This is a genomic window from Methyloversatilis universalis FAM5 (assembly GCF_000214035.2).
GTDB classification, from domain to species: domain Bacteria; phylum Pseudomonadota; class Gammaproteobacteria; order Burkholderiales; family Rhodocyclaceae; genus Methyloversatilis; species Methyloversatilis universalis.
In genome coordinates, this window is sequence record NZ_AFHG01000059.1 from 146,269 (window position 1) to 167,846 (window position 21,578).

Here is a 21,578-nt window from a genome sequence, read left to right on the forward strand (position 1 = left end):
CGGCCGCCGCCGCGGCTGCAGGGCGCGGGTAGAATCCGCGCCATGTCCCGCATACGCATCATCGGTGGCCAGTGGCGCAGCCGTCTCCTTCCGGTCGCCGCCGTGCCCGGCCTGCGCCCGACGCCGGATTCGGTGCGCGAGCGGCTGTTCAACTGGCTGGGCCAGGATCTGGACGGCCTGCACTGTCTCGATCTGTTCGCCGGTACCGGCGTGCTCGGTTTCGAGGCGGCCTCGCGCGGCGCCGCCTCGGTCACCCTGGTCGAACGTGATCCGCGCGCCTTCGGCCGGCTGCGCGAGGCGGTCGACCTGCTGCCGGCACCCCAGGTCAGGCTGGTGCGGGGCGATGCGCTAGAATTCGCCGCCCATCCGCCGCAGCGCTTCGATGTACTCTTTCTCGACCCGCCCTATGGCAAGGGCCTGCTCGACCGCGTGCGGCCGCATCTGTCTGGTCTGCTGACCGACGACGCGGTGATCTACTGCGAGGCGGAACAGCCGGTGGCCGAGCTCGGTGATTTCCGGGCGACGCGCGAGGGGCGGGCGGGGCAAGTCCATTACCAGCTGCTGGAACGATCATGAACGGCACCATCGCGGTCTACCCGGGCACTTTCGACCCGATCACGCGCGGCCACGAAGACCTCGTGCGGCGCGCCTCGGCACTGTTCGACCGCGTCATCGTCGGCGTGGCCGAAAGCCGGTCGAAGCGGCCCTTCTTCACGACCGACGAACGGGTCGACATGGCGCGGGACATCCTGTCTGCCTATCCGAACGTGGAAGTGCGCGGCTTTTCCTGCCTGCTGATGGATTTCCTGAACGAGTGCAATGCGCGCATCATCGTGCGTGGCCTGCGCGCGGTGTCGGACTTCGAATACGAGTTCCAGATGGCCGGCATGAACCGGGCGCTGCGCCCGGATGTCGAAACGGTATTCCTGACGCCGGCCGATCAGTACATGTTCATCTCGGCCACCATGGTCCGGGAAATCGCCTCGCTGGACGGCGACGTCAGCAAGTTCGTGCAGCCGTCAGTGCTGGCGCGGATAGGCGACAAGGTTGAAGCAATGCGTGGAGGCAAGTGAAGTGTCTTTGATCATTACGGACGAATGCATCAACTGCGACGTCTGCGAACCGGAATGCCCGAACGGCGCGATTTCGCAGGGGCCCGAGATCTATCAGATCGACCCGGACAAATGCACCGAGTGCGTCGGTCATTTCGACGAGCCGCAGTGTCAGCAGGTGTGCCCGGTGGACTGCATTCCGCATGACCCGAACCGCAAGGAATCGAAAGAAACGCTGATGCAGCGCTACAACCGGCTGACCGGCAAGGCCTGATGCAGCGCCGCGGCGAGCGGCCTCAGGCCGCCGCCGATACCACCCTCAGCACCGGCGCCCGCAGCGCCGACTCCAGCGCGCCCTGCAGGCGCCCCAGTTCCTCCAGCTGCTGGTCGATCGCCGCGCCGGTCTGGCGCAGGTCCTCGATCCGTTCTTCCAGCGTGTCGGTCGCCTCGTGGATGCGCTTCACGCTTTCCAGCCGGCGCTTCAGCTGTCTCTGGTGTTCCCTTACCTGGTTTTCCAGCGGCGCCATGATGGCGCGCAGCCAGTGCTCGACATCGCGGTTCACCACTTCCATGTGCTTGCGCACCTGTACCGCCACGGTTTCGAAGAAGCGCTGGGTGAGCTGGCGCTTCTCGGTGGTGAGCAGGTTGAGCCAGGTGTTGAACTGCTGGTGGAAGGCGGTTTCCAGCCGATTGATGTCCTTTTCGTAGCGCTGCACCGAGAACGGCACCGGCACGCCGAGCCGGAGGTCGTGCTCGGTCGAGAAGCGCTGGTACATCGCCTCCATCATGTGGAAGATTTCGTCCACGCTGGTGGCGGACTGACGCAGGCTTTCGCGCACGCCCTCGAAGAAGGCATTCATCGCGTCGCGCAGCTGCAGCGAGAAATTGGCCGCTTCCATCACTTCGCGGGTGTGATTGGTGCGCGTGCGCAGCGCGTCCATGCCGAGGTGGGCGAACAGCGCATTGGTCTGCGACGAGAACACGTTGCGGGTGGCGTAGAAACGCTCCAGACCGCGTTCGAACTCTTCCTTCTCGGCCTTCACCCGCTTCAGCATGTACTGGATGACGCCGCGGTTCTTGCCGCGCAGGTCGGAAAACTCCGCCTGCTGTTCGTCCAGTCCGCGCTTGCGGCCCGCCAGCAGTTCGCGCATGCGGCTGATCAGCTCACCGGCGTCATGTTCGACCGCCGCCGCGACAATGTCGCGCTTTGCCGGCAGAAGGTCCTCGACCAGCGCGCGTTCCAGCTGCGGAAGACGGCTGCGCGCGAGCAGCGCGTCGTCATGCTGGATGCGCGCCAGCAGTCCTTTCTGCGCTGAGACCGGGAAGACGCGCGACGCCGGGATGTCCAGCGTGACCGCACAGGATTCGATCTGGCGCTGTATTTCCGCCTCGATCTGGGCTTCGCTGCGCAGTCCGTCCCACAGGCTGTCCATCTTGTTCAGCACCGCGATGCGGCCCTGACGCGAACCGCCGGCGGCGGTCACGTGCGTCTTCCAGACGCCCAGGTCGCTCTGGGTGACGCCAGTGTCCATGCCCAGCACGAACAGCACTGCGTGCGCGGCCGGAAGCAGCGACAGCGTCAGTTCCGGTTCGGCGCCGATCGCGTTCAGGCCAGGGGTGTCGAGAATGACCAGACCCTGGCGCAGCAGCGGGTGCGGCAGATTGATCACCGCGTGGCGCCAGGCCGGTACCTGCACGCCGCCCTGTGCGTCCGGCTGCAGGCCGGTTTCGCCGCTCAGGTCGATGCGGAAGCCCATCGCTTCGGCATCGGCGATGGTGGCCCGGCGCTGTTCGCTGACCCGGGTGAGCGCCTGCTGCATCGCCTGGGGTGAGGCGGTGTCGAGGAGGATGCGGGTCCATGCGCCGGGCTGCGCCTTGTATTCGGCGACCGGCGTATTGCCGCGCCGGGTGTCGATCGGCAGCAGATCGATGCAGGCCGGGCGCGCCGGGTCGTACATCAGTTCGGTCGGGCACATGGTGGTGCGTCCGGTGCTGGACGGCAGTACCCGCGTGCCCTGGTCGCCGAAGAAGATGGCGTTGATCAGTTCCGACTTGCCGCGCGAGAACTCAGCGACGAAAGCCACCACCAGCCGGTCGTCACGCAGCTTCTGCAGAAGCTGGTCCATGCACTGGTCGTTGTGCGTATCGCTCAGATTGGCTTCGAACAGCCAGCCGCGCAGACGGGTGACCGTCTGTTCGACCCGCGTGCGCCACGCGCCATACGCCGACAATTCCTCCTGCATGCCCATCGCCGTCTCCTTCACCCATCTGTCAATCTAGCACAGGCCCCGCCGGCTAACGCTGGCAGGCCGGACAGAAGAAGGTCGAGCGGGCGCCCATGCGGCGCAGCCGTATCGCCGTGCCGCACACGCGGCAGGGCTGGCCGTTGCGGCCATAGACGAAATAGGACTGCTGGAAATAGCCCGGTTCGCCGTCCGCGTGCAGGAAATCGCGCAGCGTGCTGCCGCCGGCCGCCAGCGCGTCGTTCAGAGTGGCCCGTATCTCGTCGCGCAGGCGGGCGCACTGCGGGCCGGTCAGCCGGCGCGCTGCGGTACCCGGCCGGATGCGGGCCCGGAACAGGCTTTCAGAGGCGTAGATGTTGCCGACGCCGACCACCACCGCGCTGTCCATGATGGCCAGCTTGACCGCGCAGCTGCGCCGGGCGAGGGCCGCCTGCAGCCCGGCGGCGGTGAAGCCGGCACCCAGCGGTTCCGGACCCAGACCGGCCAGCAGTGCATGGTTGTCGTCCGGCCCCTCGTGCCAGAGCGCCGCGCCGAAGCGCCGCGGGTCGCGCAGACGCAGCAGCCGGTCGCCGAACACGATGTCCAGATGATCGTGCTTTTCCGCCGGCACCGCCGGGTCCAGCACCCGCAGGCTGCCGGACATGCCCAGATGCAGGATGAGGGTGCCGCGGTCGAAGCGCAGCAGCAGGTATTTGGCGCGTCGCTCGATGTCGCGCAGGGTCTGGCCGGGCAGCGAAGTGCTCAGCCCGGCGGGCACCGGCCAGCGCAGCCGCGGCTCGCGCACGGTGACCGCGCTCACGGTGAGGCCGGTCAGTGGCGCAGCGATGCCGCGGCGGGTCACTTCGACTTCGGGCAGTTCAGGCATGGGTCGGCGGGGGGCGGGGCGAGAGAACGAAGGGGTCAGCGCGGCGGTCGTGGGCGGGTCCTGCACGTCGGCGAGGACATATTTGGACTAACATCGGGCCGACCGCCTGCATCATTGCAGGCCGCAGCGGAACGGCAAGCGACTGCAACGAATTCTAGCGGCCCCACTCAAAGCCCGTAAGCGCCACCCTCTCACCCCTGCACATCCTGATCGGCATTCCTACAGGTCCCCGGCGATCATGCCCATGAAATCCCGTCCCCTGCTGTTCGCAGCCCTGCTTCCGCTGCTGCTGGGCGCTTGCGCCCAGACCCCCAGAAAGCCGCCGGTCGCGGCCGCTCCGGCCGAAGAGCGCAGCGAACCGGCGCCGCGCACAGCGCCGCTGCCGGAGGTCGAACTGACCCGCCAGATCACCTACCAGCTGCTGCTGGGCGAGGTGGCCGCGCAGCGCGGTGAGCTGGGGGTGTCGGCCGCGGCCTATCTGGATCTGGCCCAATCGACCCGCGACCCGCGCATCGCCAAGCGGGCGTCGGAAATCGCCGCCTTCAGCCGGCAGAACGAGGTCGCGCTGCAGGCCACCCAGCTCTGGCTGGAACTGGATCCGGAATCGATACAGGCGCGGCAGATGCTGTCCGGCCTGCTGGTCAATGCCAACCGGCCGCAGGAACTGGAGCCGCAGCTGGCCGCCTTGCTGGCGCAGGAAGGCGTGCAGATCGGCGAAAGCCTGATGCGGCTGAACCGCGTGCTGGCGCGGCTGACCGACAAGACCGAAGTGCTGGGCATCGTGGACCGGCTGACCGAGCCCTATCTGCAGTACCCGGAAGCGTGGTTCGCCCGCGCCCAGGCGGCGCTGCAGGCGCGCGACACCAAGCGCGCGCAGGAGGACGCGGCCAAGGCGCACGCGATGCGTCCGGAGTGGGAACTGGGACTGCTGCTGAAGGCACAGACCACCGCCGAAACCGATCCGCCGGCGGCCACGCGGCTGATGGGCGACTATCTGAAGCGCTATCCGCAGGCGCGCGACGTGCGCATGCAGTACGCCCGTGCGCTGGTGTCCGAGCGCAATTTCCCGGCCGCGCGCAAGCAGTTTGAATCGCTGCTCGGCGGCGCGCAGAACAATCCGGACGTGCTGTTCGCGGTCGGCGTGCTGGCGATGCAGATGCAGGACTACGCCGGTGCCCAGGGCTATTTCAAGCAGCTGCTCGCGCAGCGGCCGGCTGATCCGAATCTGATCCGCCTTTATCTCGGCCAGCTGGCGGAAGAGCTGAAGCAGACCGACGAGGCCCTTGACTGGTATCGCCAGGTCGGCCAGGGCGATCATTACATGGGCGCGCAGGGGCGTTACGTGCTGCTGCTCAGCCGCAGCGGCAAGCTGGATGAGGCGCGCGCGCACCTGCACGCGCTGGCGGCGCAGCCGGGCGGCGACCGGGCACGCTCGGCGCTGATGGAATTCCAGCTGCTGCGCGACGCCGGTCGCGCCGACGAGGGCACCACGGTGCTGGAAGAGGCGCTGGCCGCGCAACCGGACAGCCCGGACCTGCTGTATGAAACCGCGATGATCGCCGAGCGGCAGCAGAAGATCGAGGTGGCCGAACAGCGGTTGCGGCGGCTGATCGCGATCAAGCCGGATCATGCGCACGCCTACAACGCGCTGGGCTATTCGCTGGCCGAACGCAACACCCGGCTGGACGAGGCGCAGGCGCTGATCGCCAAGGGGCTGGAACTGGCGCCGGAAGATCCGTTCATCCTCGACAGCATGGGCTGGGTGCTGTTCCGTCGCGGTGACCTGAATGGCGCGCTGGGCTATCTCGAGCGCGCGTTCGCCATCCGTCCGGATCCGGAGATCGCCGCCCATCTGGGCGAGGTGCAGTGGCTGCTCGGCCGTCGCGAGGACGCCGAAAAGCTGTGGCGCACAGTCGCGGCCCAGCATCCGGACAACGCCGCGCTCGAACAGACCATCAAGCGTTTCATTCCGTGATGCGGGCGTTCATCTGTGCCGGCGTGCTCGCGCTCGCCGGCTGTGCAGCCGTGCCGCCGCAGTCCGACGAGCCCGCCTCGCCGATCGCGCTGCGCGCCCGCGACGCGGTCGATCCGGCTTTTTCGCTGTCCGGGCGCTTCGTCGTGAAAGGACCGGATCAGACCGGTTCGGCCGCCCTCGACTGGACGCATTCGACGCGACATGACGAACTGCAGGTCAACGGCCCGCTGGGCAAGGTGCTGGCGCAGCTGGTGCGTGACGAGCGTGGCGTGCGGCTGATCGACGAGCGCCAGCGGGTGACCGAGGCGGCGTCGCTGGACGCGCTGTCGCGCGCCGTGTTCGGCATGGAGCTGCCACTGTCCCGCGCCGCGGTCTGGGTGACTGGGCGTGCCGGCAGTGCGGACGTCCGCGCACGCGACGCGGCAGGGCGCATCGCGGTGCTGTCCGAGCGCAACTGGCGGGTCGAATTCACCGAATACGACGGCGCCGGCCCGGAGGCGCTGCCGCGCCAGATCGACGCCAGCGACGGCGAATACAGCTTCCGGCTGCGCATCGACGAGTGGTTTCCACCGCAATGAGCGCGCTGCAGGCCGTGGCGGTGGAATGGGGCGTCTGGCTGCCGGCACCGGCCAAGATCAATCTGTTCCTGCACGTGGTCGGCCGCCGCGCCGACGGCTACCACCTGCTGCAGACCGCTTTCCGCTTCCTCGATCATGGCGACCGCCTGCGCTTCACGCCGCGCGCCGACGGGCGGGTGCACCGGCTGAACGACGTACCGGGCGTGCCCGAGGACGACGATCTGGTGGTGAGAGCCGCCCGGCTGCTGCAGCGGGAAACCGGCTGCACGCAGGGCGTGGACATCGAGGTCGACAAGCGCCTGCCCATGGGCGGCGGACTGGGCGGTGGCAGTTCCGATGCGGCCACCGTGCTGATCGCGCTGAACCGGCTGTGGCAGCTCGGCCTGTCGCGCGAGCGGCTGCAGGCGATCGGCCTCACGCTCGGTGCGGATGTACCGGTATTCGTGTTTGGCCGCTCGGCCTTTGCCGAAGGGGTCGGGGAGCGTCTGCAGCCGCTGCAGCTGCCACCGGCCGCCTATCTGGTGGTGGCGCCCGGCGTGTCGGTGCCGACGCCACGGATTTTTGCCGATCCGGATTTGACACGCGATACCGAAGCCTGCAAAATAGCGGACTTTGCTGCATCGCCCTCGATTGATCGCCTTTTCGGTCGAAACGATCTGCAGCCGGTAGCCGCGAGGCTCTACCCGGAAGTCAGTCAGGCGATTTCGCTGCTGGCGGCCGAGGCCGGCGCAGCGGTGGTCAGGATGAGCGGTTCGGGCGCGTGCGTGTTCGCGCAGTACGCGGACATCGAGGCGGCAAGGCAGTTGCAGCACAGGCTGGCGGCGCAGTGGCCGGCAGGCTGGCAGGGATTCGTGGCACAGGGGCTCGACGAGCATCCGCTGTTCCGCAGCAGCCCTGCAGGAGAATGAAGGTTTGAAACCGCGGCGCACCGCAGGTGTGCGACGGGGTCGATGCAGAGTTTGGGGAGTCGCCAAGTTGGTCAAGGCACCGGATTTTGATTCCGGCATTCGAAGGTTCGAATCCTTCCTCCTCAGCCAAATATGATCGGGCAGGCTCGCAGCCAGTGTGGGCCTGCCCGATGTGTTTTCAGGGCAGCAGGCATGCCGACGGGTCGAGACCGGTCATCTGCCTGAACAAGTTCCGAACTGGAACAGGACGTCGCGGTATCCGCCGATCGGGAAAGACTGGCCGGGCGGAGCAGGGCGGCCGTACAGCAGGTCCGGCGCAAGCCGGTTTGAATTCAGCAACTACCGAGTTTCGCGAGGCAGCATGGCTTACGACAGCCTGATGATCTTTACCGGCAACGCCAATCCCAAACTGGCGGCGGACGTTGCCAAGCGGCTCAACATGTCGCTGGGCCGTGCCCAGGTCGGCCGTTTCTCCGACGGCGAAGTCAACGTCGAAATCCTCGAGAACGTCCGCGGCAAGGACGTGTTCGTGCTGCAATCGACCTGTGCGCCGACCAACGACAGCCTGATGGAACTGATGATCCTGGTCGACGCGCTGAAGCGTGCCTCGGCTGGCCGGATCACCGCGGCGATGCCGTATTTCGGCTATGCCCGCCAGGACCGTCGTCCGCGCAGCGCCCGCGTGCCCATCACCGCCAAGGTGGTGGCCAACATGCTCCAGGCCGCCGGCGTGCAGCGCCTGCTCACTGTCGATCTGCACGCTGACCAGATCCAGGGCTTCTTCGACATTCCGGTCGACAACATCTACGCCACGCCCATCCTGCTCGGTGACATCTGGAAGCAGGAATACCCGAATCTGATGGCGGTGTCGCCGGACGTCGGCGGCGTGGTGCGTGCCCGTGCCTTCGCCAAGCGCCTCGAGTGCGATCTGGCCATCATCGACAAGCGTCGCCCGAAGGCGAACGTGTCGGAAGTGATGAACATCATCGGCGACGTGACCGGCCGTACCTGCGTCATCATGGACGACATGGTCGACACCGCCGGCACGCTGTGCAAGGCCGCTCAGGCGCTGAAGGAACACGGCGCGGCGCGCGTGCTGGCCTACTGTACCCACGCGGTGCTGTCGGGCGAGGCGCTCAACCGCATCCAGAGTTCCGATCTCGACCAGCTGGTCGTCACCGACACTATCCCGCTGTCGCCCGCCGCCCAGGCCTGCGACCGCATCCGTGTCGTGTCGATCGCCGAACTGCTGGCCGAAACGCTGCTGCGCATCAGCAACGAGGAATCCGTTTCGTCCCTCTTCATGGAGTAACTGAAGCGGGACACCCCGGGTCGCCTGGTCGCGGGCGACCCTTCATCCACCAGGAGTCATCATGTCCATCGAAATGAACGTCAAGAAGCGCGATGCGCAGGGCACCGGAGCGAGCCGCCGCCTGCGTCGCGCCGACCAGGTCCCGGCCATCATCTACGGCGGCGACAAGCCCGCCACGCCGATCACGCTCGACCACAACGAAATCTTCCACGCCCTGCGCAAGGAAGCCTTCCACGCATCCGTGCTGACGCTGAACGTCGAAGGCACGAAGGAAACCGTGCTGCTGCGCGACACCCAGATGCACGCCTACAAGCTGCAGGTGCTGCACGTGGACTTCCAGCGCGTTGACGCCACCCACAAGCTGCACACCAAGGTGCCGTTCCACTTCGTGAACGCCGACGCAGCCCCGGGCGTGAAGCTCCAGGGTGGCATCGTGTCGCACGTGATGAACGAACTCGACGTGCAGTGCCTGCCGAGCCAGCTGCCGGAATTCATCGAAGTCGACCTGTCCGGCCTGTCGGTTGGCCAGTCGATCCACGTGTCGCAGATCAAGCTGCCGGCCGGCGTTGAAGCGCTGACCCACGGCACCGATCCGGTGGTCGCCACGCTGACGCTGCCGCGCGGCGCGAAGTCGGACGAAGCCGCGGCCGAAGGCGGCGAAGAGAAGTAATCAGCGACCATGTCCGGGAACGGTTCCAAGGCCGTGCCCCGGCTCGTCGTCGGGCTGGGGAATCCCGGCCCGGACTATTCCGAAACCCGGCACAACGCCGGGTTTTGGTTTTGTGAGGGGCTGGCACGCAAGCTGGGCATCACGCTCAACCGTGAAGCGCGTTTCAACGGCTTCACCGGGTCGTCGCGCGCCGACGGCATCACCGTGCTGCTGCCGCAGACCTTCATGAACCGTTCCGGCCAGTCGGTCGGGGCGCTGGCGCGCTTCTTCCGCATCGCACCGGCCGAAATACTGGTGGTGCATGATGAGCTGGACATCGCGCCGGGCGAACTGCGCCTGAAGTTCGGTGGCGGCCTCGGCGGCCACAACGGTCTGAAGGACATCAGCGCCCATCTGTCCACACACGATTACTGGCGGCTGCGCATCGGCATCGGCCACCCGCGCGACCGCGCGCCGGGCACCGAAGTGGCCGACTACGTGCTGCATCGCCCGCGCATCGAGGAACAGCAGGACATCGACGCCGCCATCGCGCGTGCGCTCGACGCCTGGCCGATGATCGCGGCCGGCGACTGGACCCGCGTGTCCACGCTGCTCAATGCCAAGCCGGGTACCGGCAAGGCGCCCAAAGCCTCCACTCAGGCATCTACCCAGGGAAAACAGTCATGAGCCTCAAGTGCGGCATCGTCGGCCTGCCCAACGTCGGCAAATCCACGCTGTTCAATGCGCTCACCAAGGCCGGCATCGCGGCCGAGAACTATCCGTTCTGCACCATCGAGCCCAATGTCGGCATCGTCGAGGTGCCGGACCCGCGTCTCGCCCAGCTGTCGGAAATCGTGAAGCCGCAGAAGATTCAGCCGGCCATCGTCGAGTTCGTCGACATCGCCGGCCTGGTCGCCGGGGCCAGCAAGGGCGAAGGCCTGGGCAACCAGTTCCTGGCCAACATCCGTGAAACCGACGCCATCGTGAATGTGGTGCGCTGTTTCGACGACGAGAACGTGGTGCACGTGAATGGCCGCGTCGATCCGATCGCCGACATCGAAACCATCGTGACCGAACTGGCGCTGGCCGATCTGGCCGCGGTCGAGCGCACCATCGCGCGCGACGGCAAGAAGGCCAAGTCCGGCGACAAGGATGCGCAGAAGCTGGTGGCGGTGCTGGAAAAGCTGCTGCCCCACCTGAACGAGGGCAAGCCGGCCCGCACGCTGGGCCTGTCGGACGACGACAAGGTAATCATCAAGCCGCTGTGCCTGCTCACGATCAAGCCGGCCATGTATGTCGGCAACGTGCTGGAAGACGGTTTCGAGAACAATCCCTACCTCGACCGCCTGCGCGAGTTCGCGGCGAAGGAAGGTGCGCCTGTGGTGTCGGTGTGCGCGAAGATCGAAGCCGAACTGGCCGACCTCGAGGACGAGGACAAGAAGGCCTTCCTGGCCGACCTCGGCCTCGACGAACCGGGCCTGAACCGGCTGATCCGTGCCGGCTACGATCTGCTGGGCCTTCAGACCTACTTCACCGCCGGGGTGAAGGAAGTGCGCGCCTGGACCATCCACAAGGGCGACACCGCACCACAGGCCGCCGGCGTCATCCACACCGACTTCGAGCGCGGCTTCATCCGCGCCCAGACCATCGCCTTCGAGGATTTCATTGCCTACAAGGGCGAACAGGGTGCGAAGGAGGCCGGCAAGATGCGCGCCGAAGGCAAGGAATACGTGGTCAGGGATGGCGACGTGCTGAACTTCCTGTTCAACGTCTGAGCGTCCGTCAGGCCCCAACGAAAAAGCCTCCGCAAGGAGGCTTTTTCGTTGGGGGCCGTGTCGGCGTACTGCGGCGTTCAGCCGGCCGCGCCGTCCTGCTGCTGGGCAGCGACCTCTGCGCGCACCTTGTCCATGTCCAGCGCCTTGGCCTGTTCGATCAGCTGGTCGAACTGACCGGCGGAAAGCGCGCCCGGCTGTCCGTACAGCACGATCTGGTCGCGGAACACCATCAGCGTCGGAATCGAGCGGATGCCGAAGGCGGCGGCGATGCCCTGTTCCTCTTCGGTATTCACCTTGGCGAACACGATGTCCGGGTGCTTTTCCGACGCGGCTTCGAACACCGGGGCAAAATTGCGGCAGGGACCGCACCACGGCGCCCAGAAATCGATGATCACGAAAGGACTGTTCTCTATCGTGCTGTTGAAGCTGTCTTCGGTCAGTTCTACGGTGGCCATGGTGATCCTCGGGAGTGAGCCGGCATGGTAGCCGATGCCCGGCCGCATGTCGGGCGTTTCGCGCCCAGTCCGACCGGGCCGCTGCACAGGGGTTCGCTGGTGGCCGCGCTGGCCAGCTGGCTGGACGCGCGTGCGGCCGGCGGGCGCTGGCTGCTGCGCATCGAGGACGTGGACGAGCCGCGCTGCTCCCGCGAGGCAGCCGACACCATTCTTCGCCAGCTCGACGCGCTCGGGCTGTACTGGGATGGCGAGGTGGTGTGGCAGAGCCGGCGTACCGCGCTTTACCGCGCTGCGCTGGACACGCTGATCGCCAGCGGGGCCGCCTACGGCTGCGCCTGCACCCGCCGCGATCTCGAATCCCAGCCGCTGGCGTCCGACGGCGCGCGGCGCTATCCGGGCACCTGCCGCGACCGTCCCGGCGTCACGCCGCGTGCCTGGCGGCTGCGGGTGCCGGCGGGCGAAGTGGCGTTCGACGACCGCGTGCTCGGTCGCATCGCGGTGGATGTCGCGGCGGACGCCGGCGATTTCGTGCTGTGGCGTGCCGACGGCTACTGTGCCTACCAGCTCGCGGTGGTGGTCGACGACGCCGATCAGGGCGTGACCCACGTCGTGCGCGGCGCCGATCTGCTGACCTCGACGCCGCGCCAGATCCTGGTGCAGCGGGCGCTGGGTCTGCCGCAGCCGGACTACGCCCATGTGCCGCTGGTGCTGGACGCGCACGGCGAGAAGCTGTCGAAACAGACGCGCGCACCGGCGCTGGAACCGTCCGACGCGCGGGCCGATCTGGCCGAAGCGCTCGCTTTCCTGCGCCACCCGCCGCCGGCGGACGCCCTGACCGCGGGGCGCGACGCGCTGCTCGCGTGGGCGGTGGCGAACTGGCGTCCGCAGCGGCTGGCAGCGGAGTGATCTGCCTCGGGTGCGGCCGGCAGCCGCTGCATCGCGGCGGGGCGCCGCTCCCAGGAGTCCGGTGCTTCGCCCGTGAGTGCCCGCGCGCAACAGGTTGCGCCACTCGGCTCAGTAGTGCGGCGGAATGTCCTGCTGCGCGTCGGCGCGCTCGGCCGGCTGCATGCCCTGCACCTGCGCATAGACGTGCTTGAGCTGCAGCTGCAGCGCCTCGATTGCGCGCTGCTGGTCGAACACGGTGCGGTTCAGCGCGTCCAGCAGGTCGTCCATCAGCGAGATGCGGGCTTCGAGGTCGTTCAGGCGGTCGGTCATGTCGGGGTGTCCGGAGAATGTTGTCGGGCCAGCGCCCAGGCGATGTGTTCGCGCACGACCGGCGACGGGTGGTCGGCGCGCGCCTGCAGCGCGGCAGAAATGGCGGGAGCGGCCGGCGCGTTGCCGAGCGCCACCGCGATATTGCGCAGCCAGCGTTCGTGGCCGATGCGCCGTATTGCGCTGCCTTCGAGCCGGCGGTTGAATTCGTCTTCCGACCATGCGAACAGCGCGGTCAGCGGGGCGCGGTCCAGGCCATTACGCACCGCGAAGTCCGGCTCCATCGCCTTTTTCGCGTGGCGGTTCCACGGACACACCAGCTGGCAGTCGTCGCAGCCGTAGATGCGGTTGCCGATGGCCGGGCGCAGTGGCTCCGGTATCGGGCCGTCCAGTTCTATCGTCAGATAGGACACGCACAGCCGCGCGTCGAGCTGATAGGGCGCAACGATGGCGCCGGTCGGGCAGACGTCGATGCAGCGGGTGCAGGTGCCGCAGTGGTCCGGCTGCGGCGCGTCCGGCGGCAGCGGCAGCGTGGTGAACAGTTCGCCCAGAAAGAACATCGAGCCGGCGTCGCGGTGGATGAGCAGGGTGTGCTTGCCGCGCCAACCCAGCGCGGCGCGGCGGGCGATCTCGACTTCGAGCACCGGCGCGGAATCGGTGAAGGCGCGGTGGCCGAACGGGCCGGTCACGGTTTCGATGCGTTCCGCCAGCTTCTGCAGCCGGCTGCGCAGCACCTTGTGATAGTCGCGGCCCAGCGCGTAGCGCGACACATAGCCCAGTTCACCGTCGTCCAGAACGCCCTGCGCGTCGGCCGCTTCGTCCGGCCAGTAGGGCATGCGCACGCTGATGACCGACAGCGTGCCCGGCACCAGTTCCGCCGGGCGGGCGCGGGTGACGCCGTGGCGCGCCATGTAGTCCATGTCGCCGTGACGGCCGGCGGCCAGCCAGTCCAGCAGACGCGCTTCGGCCTCGCCGAGATCGATGCCGGAAATGCCGACCGAGGCGAAGCCGAGTTCGTGCGCCCACGCGCGGATGCGGTCCGCAAGCTCGAGCGGGCTGCAGGGCAGGGCATCGCTCATCGCATGGCCGCCCGGGCGGATAATGGCGGCCGATCCGATTTCGCGCACACCGCCATGAATGATTCGACCGTCGTCATCGACCTCGCAGACACCGCCGCCACCGAGGCACTGGGCGCGCGGCTGGCACACGCGCTGGCGCCCGGCCTGTGCGTTTTTCTCGAGGGCGATCTGGGCGCCGGCAAGACCACGCTGGTGCGCGGGCTGCTGCGGGCGCTGGGCCACAGCGGAAAAGTAAAAAGTCCGACCTTCACTTTGCTTGAACCGTATGCTATTTCTAGCTTAAACTTCCCGTTGTATCACTTTGATTTTTATCGCTTCGCGCATCCGGATGAATTCATCGATGCAGGTCTGGACGAATATTTCGGGCAAACCGGTGAAAACGCAGGCGTCTGTCTGGTCGAATGGCCGGACAAGGCCGGCGCTCACCTGCCGTCGCCCGATCTCCGCGTGGCGCTCGCCGTGGTTGGCGAAGCGCGCCGCGCGCAGCTCGTCGCCTGCAGTGAAGGAGGTCGGGCATGTTTAAGCCGTTTGTCCGCCGTCGTGGCAAGCCGTCCGCCCGCAGCCTGAGCCGGCGCGATTTTCTCGGATTTTCCGGCGCCGCGCTGCTGCTGTCAGTCAGTCCGGTCGGGCGCGCCGCCGCCACCTCGCTGATGGCGGTGCGGGTGTGGCCGTCGCTGGAATATACGCGCATCACGCTGGAATCCCGCGACGCGCTGAAGTTCGCCCACTTCACGGTGCAGAACCCGGAACGCCTGGTAATCGACATCGAAGGCGTCGAACTGAACAACGTGCTCGGCAGCCTGCCGGGCAAGATTTCCGACGCCGATCCCTATATCAAGCTCATCCGCGCCGGCCGCAACAAGCCGGGTGTGGTGCGGCTGGTGATGGAACTGAAGACCGAGGTGAAGCCGCAGGTGTTTACGCTGGCGCCGGTCGGTCAGTACGGCCACCGGCTGGTGATGGACATCTATCCGGCGCAGCCGCTCGATCCGCTGATGCAGCTGGCACGGCAGGGCGACATCCAGTATCAGGGCGACGTCGCCCCGGACCAGCCGGATGCGCCGCCGCAGACCGCGGCGCAGGGCAATCCGCAGCAGGCACCTGAACCGGCGCCGGAGCCGGTGCGCCAGACCGCGTCGCGCGACGGCGGCCGGCGCACGCAGCAGGCGGCGGACGACGACGTGAGCCGCCTGGTCACCATCGTGCTCGACCCGGGCCACGGTGGTGAAGACCCGGGTGCGGTCGGCCGTGGCGGCAGCTACGAGAAGAACGTGACGCTGCAGGTCGCCCAGCGGCTGCAGAAGAAGATCGCCGCCGATCCGACCATGCGCGCGGTGCTCACCCGCGACGACGACTATTTCGTGCCGCTCGGTACCCGGGTGGCCAAGGCCCGCCGGGTCAGGGCGGACCTGTTCGTGTCCATCCACGCCGATGCCTTCGTGCGGCCGGACGCGCGCGGCAGTTCGGTGTTCGTGCTGTCCGACCGCGGCGCCACCAGTTCGGCCGCACGCTGGCTGGCCCAGCGCGAGAACTCGGCCGACCTGATAGGCGGCGTGAATCTGGAAGGGCGCGACCCCTATCTGGCGCGCACGCTGCTCGACCTGTCGCAGACCGCCACGATGAACGATTCGATGAAGCTCGGGCGCGCGGTGCTGGGCGAACTGGGCGGCGTGAACACGCTGCACAAGGCGCAGGTGGAACAGGCCGGCTTCGCGGTGCTGAAGGCGCCGGACATTCCGTCCATCCTGGTCGAAACCGCCTTCATTTCCAATCCGGAAGAGGAAAAGCGGCTCACCGACGACGCCTACCAGGACAAGCTCGCAGACGCCATCCTGCGCGGCATCCGCCGCTATCTGGCGAAGAATCCGCCGCTCAACCGCTCGCGCATGGCCATGCTCTGAGCGGTCTGTCGGGTCCGCGATTCAGCGCGGACAGCGATAGCCACCCGCCACGCCACGCGGCGACAGCACCCACTGCCACAGCTGGATGTCGCGCGCGCGGAAGGCGCCGGCGCAGGACAGCAGGTAGTAGCGCCACATGCGGCGGAAGCGTTCGCCCAGCCGGTCGGCGAAACGCGGCCACGCCGCTTCGAAGTTCCCGTGCCAGGCCATCAGCGTGCGGTCGTAGTCGGCACCGAAGTTGTGCACGTCCTCCACCACGAACAGCTCATCGACCGCGTCGCCGATCTGGCCGGCCGACGGCAGTTCCCCATTCGGGAAGATGTAGCGGTCTATCCACGGGTCGGTCACCCCGCGCCGGGTGTTCCTGCCTATCGTGTGCAGCAGCGCGAGGCCGTCCGGCATCAGCGCGCGCCGCATCACCTCCATCAGCGTGCGGAAGTTGCGCCGCCCCACGTGTTCGAACATGCCCACGCTGGCCACGCGGTGGAAGCGCTCGCGGTCGTCCAGCGCGCGGTAGTCCTGCAGCCTGAATTCGATCGGCAGTCCGGCGTAGCGCTGGCGCGCCCAGTCCGCCTGTTCGCGCGATACCGTCACGCCGGTGCCGCGCACGCCGTGATGCTTGGCGGCGTAGCCGAGCAGGCTGCCCCAGCCGCAGCCGATGTCCAGCAGATGCATGCCCGGCCGCAGCCCCAGCTTGCGGCAGATCAGTTCCAGCTTGGCTTCCTGCGCCGACGCGAGGTCGCCCGCGTCCTGCCAGTAGCCGCAGGTATAGGTCATGCGCGGGTCCAGCATCGCGGCGTAGAAGTCGTTGCCCAGATCGTAATGGCGTTCGCCGACCTGCCAGGCGCGGCGCGGTGTCTGCCGGTTCAGCAGGCGGGCGCTGAAGGCGTGCAGCAGCAGCGCGGCCGGCCGGATGCGCGTGTCCAGTCGCGCCCGCAGCAGGCGTGCGAACAGTTCGTCCAGCCGTTCGGCGTCCCAGTCACCGTCCATGTAGGCTTCGCCCAGCCCGAGGCTGCCATGGGCGAAGATGCGTTCCGGCAGGCGCGGGTGATGCATCTGCAGGTCCCATGGGGCGTGTCCGTTCAGCGTGATGCCGGCGTCGGACAGCAGTCCGGTCATCAGTCGGAGGCGGGGCGAGGGCGCAGGCGCGTCGTCCCGAAGGGCAAAGGCTTCTCTTTTCATCCGCGACAGACCTCCCGGGCGTGAAGGTGGTGGTCAGGGCCAGTGTTGTCCGGCGTGAACTTCACACTTAGTCCAGCCGCGACCCGGGTGCAACGGCTGCTTGCGGCGAGCGGGGGCCGGAATTGCAAGAAATTACTGAATCCGCGCGCTCCGGCGTGCTTGACTCACGTCATGGGCACCCGCGCGGTGCCCGCCTAGAATGCGACGCCATGACCCGATCTCCGCCTCCGCGATGAATGCGCCGGACGCTCCGCTGAACCTGCGACCTGTCGACGCCTCCGCAGTCCACTGTTACCACTGCGGCCTGCCGGTCGAGGGGGCGGTGCGCTATCGCGTCCGCGTGGCCGGCGAGGCGCGGCCGATGTGCTGCGCCGGCTGCGCCGCGGTGGCCGAGGCAATCGCCGGCGGCGGGCTGGAGGCCTTCTACGCGCATCGCGACACGCTGCCGGACAGCGCGCCCGAAGGCTCGGGGCGCGATCTCGCCGCCTACGACCTGCCGGAAGTGCAGGCGGATTTCGTGCGCACGGTCGCCCACCCGGCCTGTGCCGACGCGCGCGAGGCGCTGCTCATCATCGAAGGCATACGCTGCGCCGCCTGCGTGTGGCTGAACGAACAGCATGTCGGCCGTCTGCCCGGCGTGCTGGCGCTGGACATCAACTACGCCACCCGCCGCGCCCGCGTGGTGTGGGACCCGACGCGCGTGCAGCTGTCGGCCATCCTGCAGGCAGTGGCCGACATCGGCTACGAAGCCTGGCCGAACGACCGCGCGCATGCCGAATCGCTTGCGCGCAGCGAGCGCCGCGACGCGCTGTGGCGGCTGGCGGTGGCCGGACTGGGCATGATGCAGGTGATGATGTACGCGTGGCCGGAGTACACCGCCGGTGACGCCGAACTGCCGGACAGCATCGCCGCGCTGATGCGCTGGGCCAGTCTGGTGCTGACCGCGCCGGTGGTGTGCTATTCCGCCGCCCCCTTCTTCTCGCGCGCACTGCGCGACCTCGCGGCGAAGCGGGTCGGCATGGACCTGCCGATCGCGCTCGGCATCGGCAGCGCCTTCATCGCCAGCCTGTGGGCCACGGTGACGCATTCGGGCGTGGTCTATTTCGATTCGGTCACCATGTTCGTGTTCCTGCTGCTCGGCGGGCGCTATCTGGAAATGCTGGCCCGCCAGCGCGCGGTGCGCGGGGTGGAGGAACTGGCGCGCGTCATGCCGGCGCTGGCGCGGCGTTTCACCGCCTGGCCGGGCAGCGCGACCGAAGCGGTGCCGGTGGCACGACTGGCCGCCGGCGACCATGTGGCGGTGGCGGCCGGCGAGGTGTTTCCGGCGGACGGCCGGCTGGTCGATGGCCGCAGCGAGGTCGATGAAAGTCTGCTCACCGGTGAATCGCGCCCGCAGGCGCGTGCGCCTGGCGACCGGGTGGTCGGCGGCAGCCTGAACATCGCCTCACCGGTGGTGCTGGCGGTGGAACAGGTCGGCGAGGCGACCCGGCTGGCGGCGATCCGCCGGCTGATCGGCCGCGCTTCGGCCAGCCGGCCGGCGGTGGTGCAGTTCGCCGACCGGGTGGCGGTGCATTTCGTGAAGGCGCTCATCGTGCTGGCGCTGCTCACCGCAGCCGTCTGGCTGTGGCTGGACCCGTCGCAGGCGCTGCCGGTGTTCGTCGCGGTGCTGGTGGTGAGCTGTCCGTGCGCGCTGTCGCTGGCCACGCCGGCGGCGCTGACCGTGGGCACCGGCGTGCTGTCGCGTGGCGGCCTGCTGGTCACCCGGCCGCATGCCATCGAAACGCTGGCCCGGGTGACCCATGTGGTGTTCGACAAGACCGGCACCCTGACCACCGGCGACATGAACGTGCAGACGGTCGAGCCGCTGGGCGGATGCCGTGCCGACGAAGCGCTGGCCCTGGCGGCGGCGCTGGAAGGGCCGTCCACCCACCCGATCGCCCGCGCGCTGCGTGCGGCCGCCCCGGGTGCGCTGCCAGCGGTCAGCGATCTGGTCGCCGAAACAGGGCAGGGGGTAGAAGGCCGCATCGCCGGCCGTCGGCTGCGGCTGGGCCGGGCCGATTACGTCTGCGCGCTGTCGGGTGCCGCGCAGCCGCTGCCGCCCGAAGGTCTGGTCACGCCGGTCTGGCTGGGTGACGAAGGCGGCCTGCTGGTCCGCTTCGACCTCAGCGATACGCTGCGCCCGGGCGCGCACGAACTGGTGGCACGCCTGCGCGAGCGAGGCATCGAAATCAGCCTGCTGTCCGGCGACGCACCGGCGCCGGTGGCCGCACTGGCCGGCGAACTGGGGATTGCCGACGCGCAGGCGCGGATGACGCCCGAAGGCAAGCGCGCCCACATCGAGGCGCTGCAGCAGCGGGGTGCCGTGGTGGCCATGCTGGGCGACGGCGTGAACGACGCGCCGGTGCTGGCCCAGGCCCAGGTGTCGGTGGCCATGGGCAGCGGCACCGAACTGGCGCGCGCCCAGGGTGACCTGGTGCTGCTGTCCGATCGTTTCGACGCGCTCACCCGCGGGCTGGACAGCGCCCAGGCCACGCTGGCCGTGGTACGCCAGAACCTGCGTTGGGCCTTCGCCTACAATCTGCTGGCCATTCCGCCGGCCATGCTGGGCTGGATCACGCCTTGGATGGCCGGCGTCGGCATGTCGCTCAGTTCGCTGATGGTGGTGCTCAATGCGCTGCGCCTGCAGCGGCGGGCACCGGAGAAAAGCTGATGGACATTCTGTGGCTGCTGGTGCCGATGTCGGTGCTGATCGCGATCGGCATCGGCGCGGTGTTCATCTGGTCGGCGCGCAGCGGCCAGTTCGACGATCTCGAAGGGCCGGCCCATCGCATGCTGATGGACGACGACCGCGCGCCCGAACTGCCGAAGGACGACGACCGGCCGGCGCGCTAGGCCGAGGCGGTATCATGCGGGCCGGTTCCGCTTCTTCACCGCATCCCCGATGACCCTGTCCCGAGCCGGCACCGCGTGGCGCTCGCCGGCCCTGTTCATGCCGCCGCCGCTGCGCGGCTGGCTGACTGATCCGCATTCGCTGACCGCCCGCATCCGCGCGCGCTGCCGTCATTTTTCGGTGCAGCCGCTGCGCACCGGACGCGCCGCACTGGCGGCCGATGAAGCCAGTCTGGTCGGCTGCGGCCGCGCGCGCGCGGTGTCGCGCGAGGTGCTGCTGCGTGCCGACGGCCGGCCGGTGGTGTTCGCGCACAGCGTGGTGAATCCGCGCGATCTGCACGGCGTGTGGCACATGTTCCGCGGCGTCGGCAGCCGGCCGCTGGGCGCGCTGCTGTTCGCTGACGCGCGCATCGCCCGCTCGCCGCTGGCGGTGCGCAGGCTGGACTGGCGGCATCCGCTGCATCGCCGGGTGCGCGCCGAGGGCATCGCGGTCAGCGGGCCGCTGTGGGCGCGCCGTTCTCTGTTCATGCGGCACGGCCGGCCTTTGCTGGTGACCGAGGTGTTCCTGCCCGCGATTTCGGAGCTTGCGCCATGAACCTGTCCGCCCGACTGAATGCCTGGGAGCGCCTGATGCGGCTGGACAAGCCGATCGGCATCCTGCTGCTGGCCTGGCCCACTCTGTGGGCGCTGTGGGTGTCCGGCGGCGGCAACCCGTCGCCCTTCATGGTGTGGATATTCATGCTGGGCACGGTGCTGATGCGCAGCGCCGGCTGCGTCATGAACGACTATGCCGACCGCAATTTCGACGGCCATGTCGAGCGCACGAAGAACCGGCCGCTGGCCACCGGAGAGGTGAGCACGCGGGAGGCGCTGCTGCTGGCGGCCGGGCTGTCGCTGTGCGCCTTCATCCTCATCCTGCCGCTTCACCGGCTGGTGATTGCGCTGTCCTTTGCCGCGCTCTTCCTCGCCGCCAGCTACCCCTTCACCAAGCGCTTCTTCGCGATTCCCCAGGCCTATCTGGGCATCGCCTTCGGTTTCGGCGCGCCGATGGCCTATGCCGCCCAGCTGTACGAAGTGCCGTTCGAGGCCTGGCTGCTGCTGGCCGCCAACGTGTTCTGGGCGGTGGCCTATGACACCGAATACGCGCTGGTCGATCGCGAGGACGACCTGAAGATCGGCATCCGCACCTCGGCCATCACCTTCGGCCGTTTCGACGTGGCAGCCATCATGAGCTGCTACGCGATCACGCTGGCGCTGCTGGCCTGGTGGGGTACGCGCGAAGGGCTGGGTCTGCCCTTCTACGTGTCGCTGGCGGTGGCAGCAGGCATCGCCGGCTACCACTGGACGCTGATCCGCGGCCGCGAGCGGGCGGCCTGCTTCCGCGCCTTCCTGCACAACAACTGGTTCGGCGCCGCGGTGTTCGCCGGCATCGTGCTGGATTACCTGCTGCGTCCGTAAGCGCCGGCGCCGTCGCGCGTCCACCGGAACAGTCCTGATCTCACG

23 protein-coding genes and 1 tRNA gene are annotated in these 21,578 nt (G+C 68.3%); 18 read left to right on the plus strand and 6 right to left on the minus strand.

What is annotated here, in order from left to right; genetic code table 11:
- Positions 1–42: 42 nt before the first annotated feature.
- From rsmD to METUNV1_RS18580, 3 genes are read left to right on the plus strand one after another with little or no spacing between them, the layout of a single operon-like run.
- On the plus strand, positions 43–576 hold the full coding sequence (gene rsmD / locus METUNV1_RS18570) for a 16S rRNA (guanine(966)-N(2))-methyltransferase RsmD (RefSeq protein ID WP_008064432.1): 534 nt from the start codon (positions 43–45) through the stop codon (positions 574–576).
- Positions 573–1,073: a pantetheine-phosphate adenylyltransferase gene (gene coaD, locus METUNV1_RS18575; protein WP_008064435.1), complete on the plus strand. Its 501-nt coding sequence runs from the start codon at positions 573–575 to the stop codon at positions 1,071–1,073. Before rsmD ends, coaD begins: the two co-directional genes overlap by 4 nt.
- A 1-nt stretch (position 1,074) precedes the next feature.
- Entirely contained in the window at positions 1,075–1,326 is a 252-nt protein-coding gene (locus METUNV1_RS18580; RefSeq protein ID WP_043360328.1) for a YfhL family 4Fe-4S dicluster ferredoxin, read from the plus strand.
- A gap of 22 nt (positions 1,327–1,348) precedes the next feature.
- On the opposite strand, the gene METUNV1_RS18585 is transcribed toward METUNV1_RS18580, so the two are convergent.
- Positions 1,349–3,301, minus strand: a complete 1,953-nt coding sequence (locus METUNV1_RS18585) for a dynamin family protein (protein WP_008064440.1) — start codon at positions 3,299–3,301, stop codon at positions 1,349–1,351.
- Between the two features lie 46 nt (positions 3,302–3,347).
- Positions 3,348–4,160 (minus strand): bifunctional DNA-formamidopyrimidine glycosylase/DNA-(apurinic or apyrimidinic site) lyase, encoded by an 813-nt coding sequence (gene mutM, locus METUNV1_RS18590; protein WP_008064442.1) that lies wholly within the window; start codon positions 4,158–4,160, stop codon positions 3,348–3,350.
- Positions 4,161–4,404: 244 nt separating this feature from the next.
- Here mutM and METUNV1_RS18595 point away from each other — a divergent pair, with 244 nt between their 5' ends.
- The 8 genes from METUNV1_RS18595 (at position 4,405) to ychF (ending at position 11,357) form a co-directional block, all read left to right on the plus strand.
- Positions 4,405–6,135 (plus strand): tetratricopeptide repeat protein, encoded by a 1,731-nt coding sequence (locus METUNV1_RS18595; protein WP_008064443.1) that lies wholly within the window; start codon positions 4,405–4,407, stop codon positions 6,133–6,135.
- A complete protein-coding gene (gene lolB / locus METUNV1_RS18600) occupies positions 6,135–6,713 on the plus strand; it encodes a lipoprotein insertase outer membrane protein LolB (RefSeq protein ID WP_008064445.1) in 579 nt (192 codons plus the stop codon). Before METUNV1_RS18595 ends, lolB begins: the two co-directional genes overlap by 1 nt.
- Positions 6,710–7,621, plus strand: coding sequence for a 4-(cytidine 5'-diphospho)-2-C-methyl-D-erythritol kinase (ispE, locus tag METUNV1_RS18605; RefSeq protein ID WP_008064447.1), 912 nt, complete (start codon positions 6,710–6,712; stop codon positions 7,619–7,621). The genes lolB and ispE overlap by 4 nt, the downstream gene beginning before the upstream one ends.
- 52 nt (positions 7,622–7,673) lie before the next feature.
- A tRNA-Gln gene (locus tag METUNV1_RS18610) sits at positions 7,674–7,750 on the plus strand.
- 232 nt (positions 7,751–7,982) lie between these two features.
- Complete coding sequence (locus tag METUNV1_RS18615; RefSeq protein WP_008064453.1) at positions 7,983–8,933, plus strand: ribose-phosphate pyrophosphokinase; 951 nt, start codon at positions 7,983–7,985, stop codon at positions 8,931–8,933.
- A gap of 61 nt (positions 8,934–8,994) precedes the next feature.
- Positions 8,995–9,603 carry a 50S ribosomal protein L25/general stress protein Ctc gene (locus METUNV1_RS18620; protein ID WP_008064455.1) on the plus strand — a complete coding sequence of 203 codons (609 nt, stop codon included), beginning with the start codon at positions 8,995–8,997 and terminating at the stop codon, positions 9,601–9,603.
- A 9-nt stretch (positions 9,604–9,612) separates the two neighbouring features.
- The gene (pth, locus tag METUNV1_RS18625; RefSeq protein WP_008064456.1) at positions 9,613–10,269 is read left to right on the plus strand and encodes an aminoacyl-tRNA hydrolase; all 657 of its coding nucleotides are present in this window, start codon (positions 9,613–9,615) and stop codon (positions 10,267–10,269) included.
- A complete protein-coding gene (gene ychF, locus METUNV1_RS18630) occupies positions 10,266–11,357 on the plus strand; it encodes a redox-regulated ATPase YchF (RefSeq protein WP_008064457.1) in 1,092 nt (363 codons plus the stop codon). Before pth ends, ychF begins: the two co-directional genes overlap by 4 nt.
- 77 nt (positions 11,358–11,434) lie before the next feature.
- On the opposite strand, the gene trxA is transcribed toward ychF, so the two are convergent.
- Positions 11,435–11,812 (minus strand): thioredoxin, encoded by a 378-nt coding sequence (trxA, locus tag METUNV1_RS18635; protein ID WP_008064458.1) that lies wholly within the window; start codon positions 11,810–11,812, stop codon positions 11,435–11,437.
- Positions 11,813–11,836: 24 nt separating this feature from the next.
- Between trxA and gluQRS the strand changes: the two genes are divergently transcribed.
- Positions 11,837–12,718: a tRNA glutamyl-Q(34) synthetase GluQRS gene (gene gluQRS, locus METUNV1_RS18640; protein WP_008064459.1), complete on the plus strand. Its 882-nt coding sequence runs from the start codon at positions 11,837–11,839 to the stop codon at positions 12,716–12,718.
- Positions 12,719–12,826: 108 nt separating this feature from the next.
- Here gluQRS and METUNV1_RS18645 read toward each other — a convergent pair whose 3' ends face one another.
- A complete protein-coding gene (locus tag METUNV1_RS18645; protein WP_008064462.1) occupies positions 12,827–13,027 on the minus strand; it encodes a SlyX family protein in 201 nt (66 codons plus the stop codon).
- Positions 13,024–14,103 carry a tRNA epoxyqueuosine(34) reductase QueG gene (gene queG, locus METUNV1_RS18650; protein WP_008064464.1) on the minus strand — a complete coding sequence of 360 codons (1,080 nt, stop codon included), beginning with the start codon at positions 14,101–14,103 and terminating at the stop codon, positions 13,024–13,026. Before queG ends, METUNV1_RS18645 begins: the two co-directional genes overlap by 4 nt.
- A 54-nt stretch (positions 14,104–14,157) precedes the next feature.
- Between queG and tsaE the strand changes: the two genes are divergently transcribed.
- Together tsaE and METUNV1_RS18660 are read left to right on the plus strand one after the other, a co-directional pair.
- Complete coding sequence (gene tsaE / locus METUNV1_RS18655; RefSeq protein WP_008064466.1) at positions 14,158–14,670, plus strand: tRNA (adenosine(37)-N6)-threonylcarbamoyltransferase complex ATPase subunit type 1 TsaE; 513 nt, start codon at positions 14,158–14,160, stop codon at positions 14,668–14,670.
- Positions 14,619–16,004, plus strand: a complete 1,386-nt coding sequence (locus METUNV1_RS18660; protein WP_008064468.1) for an N-acetylmuramoyl-L-alanine amidase — start codon at positions 14,619–14,621, stop codon at positions 16,002–16,004. Before tsaE ends, METUNV1_RS18660 begins: the two co-directional genes overlap by 52 nt.
- Before the next feature lie 21 nt (positions 16,005–16,025).
- On the opposite strand, the gene cfa is transcribed toward METUNV1_RS18660, so the two are convergent.
- Positions 16,026–17,186 carry a cyclopropane fatty acyl phospholipid synthase gene (cfa, locus tag METUNV1_RS18665; RefSeq protein ID WP_043360330.1) on the minus strand — a complete coding sequence of 387 codons (1,161 nt, stop codon included), beginning with the start codon at positions 17,184–17,186 and terminating at the stop codon, positions 16,026–16,028.
- 232 nt (positions 17,187–17,418) lie between these two features.
- Here cfa and METUNV1_RS18670 point away from each other — a divergent pair, with 232 nt between their 5' ends.
- From METUNV1_RS18670 to ubiA, 4 genes are read left to right on the plus strand one after another with little or no spacing between them, the layout of a single operon-like run.
- Positions 17,419–19,896 (plus strand): heavy metal translocating P-type ATPase, encoded by a 2,478-nt coding sequence (locus METUNV1_RS18670; RefSeq protein ID WP_008064473.1) that lies wholly within the window; start codon positions 17,419–17,421, stop codon positions 19,894–19,896.
- Positions 19,896–20,078, plus strand: a complete 183-nt coding sequence (gene ccoS, locus METUNV1_RS18675) for a cbb3-type cytochrome oxidase assembly protein CcoS (RefSeq protein ID WP_008064474.1) — start codon at positions 19,896–19,898, stop codon at positions 20,076–20,078. The genes METUNV1_RS18670 and ccoS overlap by 1 nt, the downstream gene beginning before the upstream one ends.
- 49 nt (positions 20,079–20,127) lie before the next feature.
- Positions 20,128–20,670: a chorismate--pyruvate lyase family protein gene (locus METUNV1_RS18680; RefSeq protein WP_008064475.1), complete on the plus strand. Its 543-nt coding sequence runs from the start codon at positions 20,128–20,130 to the stop codon at positions 20,668–20,670.
- Positions 20,667–21,533: a 4-hydroxybenzoate octaprenyltransferase gene (gene ubiA / locus METUNV1_RS18685; protein ID WP_008064476.1), complete on the plus strand. Its 867-nt coding sequence runs from the start codon at positions 20,667–20,669 to the stop codon at positions 21,531–21,533. Before METUNV1_RS18680 ends, ubiA begins: the two co-directional genes overlap by 4 nt.
- The last annotated feature ends 45 nt before the right edge of the window (positions 21,534–21,578 follow it).

What these genes read in the sequence shown, in the direction of transcription:
- tsaE (WP_008064466.1), top strand. Translation starts at nt 14,158, where the DNA reads ATGAATGATTCGACCGTCGTCATCGACCTCGCAGACACCGCCGCCACC.
- ispE (WP_008064447.1), top strand. Translation starts at nt 6,710, where the DNA reads ATGAGCGCGCTGCAGGCCGTGGCGGTGGAATGGGGCGTCTGGCTGCCG.
- METUNV1_RS18680 (WP_008064475.1), top strand. Translation starts at nt 20,128, where the DNA reads ATGACCCTGTCCCGAGCCGGCACCGCGTGGCGCTCGCCGGCCCTGTTC.
- METUNV1_RS18645 (WP_008064462.1), bottom strand. Translation starts at nt 13,027, where the DNA reads ATGACCGACCGCCTGAACGACCTCGAAGCCCGCATCTCGCTGATGGAC.
- queG (WP_008064464.1), bottom strand. Translation starts at nt 14,103, where the DNA reads ATGAGCGATGCCCTGCCCTGCAGCCCGCTCGAGCTTGCGGACCGCATC.
- METUNV1_RS18615 (WP_008064453.1), top strand. Translation starts at nt 7,983, where the DNA reads ATGGCTTACGACAGCCTGATGATCTTTACCGGCAACGCCAATCCCAAA.
- METUNV1_RS18585 (WP_008064440.1), bottom strand. Translation starts at nt 3,301, where the DNA reads ATGGGCATGCAGGAGGAATTGTCGGCGTATGGCGCGTGGCGCACGCGG.
- trxA (WP_008064458.1), bottom strand. Translation starts at nt 11,812, where the DNA reads ATGGCCACCGTAGAACTGACCGAAGACAGCTTCAACAGCACGATAGAG.
- lolB (WP_008064445.1), top strand. Translation starts at nt 6,135, where the DNA reads ATGCGGGCGTTCATCTGTGCCGGCGTGCTCGCGCTCGCCGGCTGTGCA.
- mutM (WP_008064442.1), bottom strand. Translation starts at nt 4,160, where the DNA reads ATGCCTGAACTGCCCGAAGTCGAAGTGACCCGCCGCGGCATCGCTGCG.
- METUNV1_RS18670 (WP_008064473.1), top strand. Translation starts at nt 17,419, where the DNA reads ATGAATGCGCCGGACGCTCCGCTGAACCTGCGACCTGTCGACGCCTCC.
- ccoS (WP_008064474.1), top strand. Translation starts at nt 19,896, where the DNA reads ATGGACATTCTGTGGCTGCTGGTGCCGATGTCGGTGCTGATCGCGATC.
- coaD (WP_008064435.1), top strand. Translation starts at nt 573, where the DNA reads ATGAACGGCACCATCGCGGTCTACCCGGGCACTTTCGACCCGATCACG.
- rsmD (WP_008064432.1), top strand. Translation starts at nt 43, where the DNA reads ATGTCCCGCATACGCATCATCGGTGGCCAGTGGCGCAGCCGTCTCCTT.
- METUNV1_RS18620 (WP_008064455.1), top strand. Translation starts at nt 8,995, where the DNA reads ATGTCCATCGAAATGAACGTCAAGAAGCGCGATGCGCAGGGCACCGGA.
- gluQRS (WP_008064459.1), top strand. Translation starts at nt 11,837, where the DNA reads ATGGTAGCCGATGCCCGGCCGCATGTCGGGCGTTTCGCGCCCAGTCCG.
- METUNV1_RS18660 (WP_008064468.1), top strand. Translation starts at nt 14,619, where the DNA reads ATGTTTAAGCCGTTTGTCCGCCGTCGTGGCAAGCCGTCCGCCCGCAGC.
- ubiA (WP_008064476.1), top strand. Translation starts at nt 20,667, where the DNA reads ATGAACCTGTCCGCCCGACTGAATGCCTGGGAGCGCCTGATGCGGCTG.
- METUNV1_RS18595 (WP_008064443.1), top strand. Translation starts at nt 4,405, where the DNA reads ATGAAATCCCGTCCCCTGCTGTTCGCAGCCCTGCTTCCGCTGCTGCTG.
- ychF (WP_008064457.1), top strand. Translation starts at nt 10,266, where the DNA reads ATGAGCCTCAAGTGCGGCATCGTCGGCCTGCCCAACGTCGGCAAATCC.
- cfa (WP_043360330.1), bottom strand. Translation starts at nt 17,186, where the DNA reads ATGAAAAGAGAAGCCTTTGCCCTTCGGGACGACGCGCCTGCGCCCTCG.
- pth (WP_008064456.1), top strand. Translation starts at nt 9,613, where the DNA reads ATGTCCGGGAACGGTTCCAAGGCCGTGCCCCGGCTCGTCGTCGGGCTG.